This is a genomic window from Neptunicoccus sediminis, from assembly GCF_001719615.1.
In the GTDB taxonomy this organism is placed as follows: Bacteria; Pseudomonadota; Alphaproteobacteria; order Rhodobacterales; family Rhodobacteraceae; genus Amylibacter; species Amylibacter sediminis.
Window position 1 is genome coordinate 1 of the sequence record NZ_MDVX01000028.1, and the last position, 2,000, is coordinate 2,000.

The following is a 2,000-nucleotide window of genomic DNA, read 5'->3' on the forward strand; positions in this document are numbered from 1 at the left end:
ATTTCGGCAACCTGCTCTGCACTGCCTGCAACCAGCCCGGCCACCACATCGCCATGACCGCCAAGGTATTTGGTGGCAGAATGCACAACAATATCGGCGCCCCTCTCAATCGGGCGTGTCAGGTAAGGCGTGGCATAGGTGTTGTCGACGACCACCTGCGCACCCGCTGCGTGGGCAATCTCGGCCGTGGCCGCGATATCCACCAGCCGCATATTTGGGTTAGCCGGGGTTTCGAAATAGACGACACGGGTTTTGTCGGAGATTGCTACGCGTAGTTTTTCCGGATCGGTCATGTCTATATGGGTGATCGTGATCCCCCATTTTGCCAGCCCATGCTGCATGAAGGCAAAGGTGCAGCCATATACAGTTTTATCTACAATCACTTCGTCACCTGGCGAGAGCAGCGTCCATAGTACGGCGGTAATCGCGCCCATGCCACTGGCAAGCGCCAAGCCAGCCTCGGCCCCCTCCAACGTGGCAATGCGACGCTCCAACAAATCGCAGGTCGGGTTCGAAACTCGGCCGTAGACATGCCCCTGCCGCTCACCTGCGAACATCTCGCCACCAGCCTCGGCAGTCTCAAAGGCAAAGGTCGAAGTCAGGTGCAGAGGCGGCGTTAGCGCTCCTTCGTTTTGCATCGGATCATAGGCGTGGTGAATAGCGCGGGTGGCAAAGCTAGCTGGACGGGTCATAAGTGGCTCCTGAATCGATATCATGCCATTATGCGCTATCCACGACGTAATTTAATTGCCAATTATGTCCTAACTTACATATAAATTGGCACAATCTGCCAATCAGGGGGCGCAATGGACACCAAAGACAGACAAATTATACGCGCCCTCCAGCGTGATGGGCGGATGACCAACCAGGATCTTGCCGAGGCCGTGAACCTGTCGCCATCCCCGTGCTTGCGCAGGGTAAGAAACCTGGAGGCCAAGGGAGTCATTCAGGGATATAGCGCCGAAGTTGACCCGGCCGCCTACGGTCTGGCCATCACTGTTTTTGTGCGAATTAAACTGGAGCGGCACAATGAAGAGGATGTCCAAAAATTTGAGAAACGGGCCCGGCTAATTGATGAAGTGCTCGAATGTCACGTGATGACCGGGGCGATGGACTATCAGTTAAGGGTGCTGGTCCCTGACCTGGAAGCCTATGAGAACTTTATCCGCAACCGGATACACCCCATCGGCGGCATCGCCTCCATCGACACGAGCTTTGTCTACGGAACCGTCAAGAGGACCGCCGTCTTCCCTTTGTCACGTTAGTTCAGGCTTGTCTGACGTCAGCCCCTGCTGGGCAGATCTGAGCATTAATGAGGGCACAGCGACTATCCGAAACGTCCCCACACTGACGTTTGAGCCGACAAAATTCTGCGCTCTGTATGAATGGCCGCAATGGCGGACCGCATTGCAGCATTTTGAATTGGTGGGCAAGGTCCGGTTTGGGCCGTCACCGTCGTCCAAGTCGACCCAGTCTCGCCAGCTGCGCCAGCATTTTTGACCCCGAGTCTGCGGATCCTGTGCCTCCTGCGGAACCCGTCTGCCCCATGCCTTGTCTCACGGGCATCTGCTGCACGCCGAAGAACTGCCGCGCCCTGAGGGCGGCGTACTCCGCGCCACTTGCCCCGCCGATCAGGTAGCGATTGTAGGCCTGCTGGCTGCCCATTGCGGCGCGGGCAAAGCTGTAGCCGCCGCCGAGACCACCGGAGAGGGCGGGCATCATGATGTTTCCGGAGATCGCGCGGACGATGAAGGGCGTGGCAATGATGAAGCCCTTGGCCATGAGGACCATCATGAAGAAGGGGATGAGCGCGCCTATGTTTGAAGCCCCTTCCGGGTCGCCAAGCTTACCGATCAGAGCGGAAGAGACGCCAGTGATCGTTGCGAACACCCCTGCGACGACGATTGGGTAGAGTGCGAAGGAAACCAGTGCCGACAGCCAGCGTGCGAAGTAATCTTTGGTCACCTCGAAGAGGGTGAGGAAGATCATCACCGGCGCGA

General features: G+C 57.5%; 3 protein-coding genes. 1 reads left to right on the top strand and 2 read right to left on the bottom strand.

The window, feature by feature from the left end; all coding sequences use genetic code 11:
- Positions 1 to 692: aminotransferase class I/II-fold pyridoxal phosphate-dependent enzyme (locus BFV97_RS17035; RefSeq protein WP_157888363.1), on the bottom strand; the 692-nt coding region annotated here is incomplete at its 3' end.
- Positions 693 to 806: 114 nt separating this feature from the next.
- Here BFV97_RS17035 and BFV97_RS17040 point away from each other — a divergent pair.
- The gene (locus BFV97_RS17040) at positions 807 to 1,265 is read left to right on the top strand and encodes an Lrp/AsnC family transcriptional regulator (RefSeq protein WP_069301600.1); all 459 of its coding nucleotides are present in this window, start codon (positions 807 to 809) and stop codon (positions 1,263 to 1,265) included.
- A 184-nt stretch (positions 1,266 to 1,449) separates the two neighbouring features.
- On the opposite strand, the gene BFV97_RS17045 is transcribed toward BFV97_RS17040, so the two are convergent.
- Positions 1,450 to 2,000 (bottom strand): type IV secretion system protein (locus BFV97_RS17045; protein WP_172827932.1); only part of this gene is annotated, 551 nt, incomplete at its 5' end.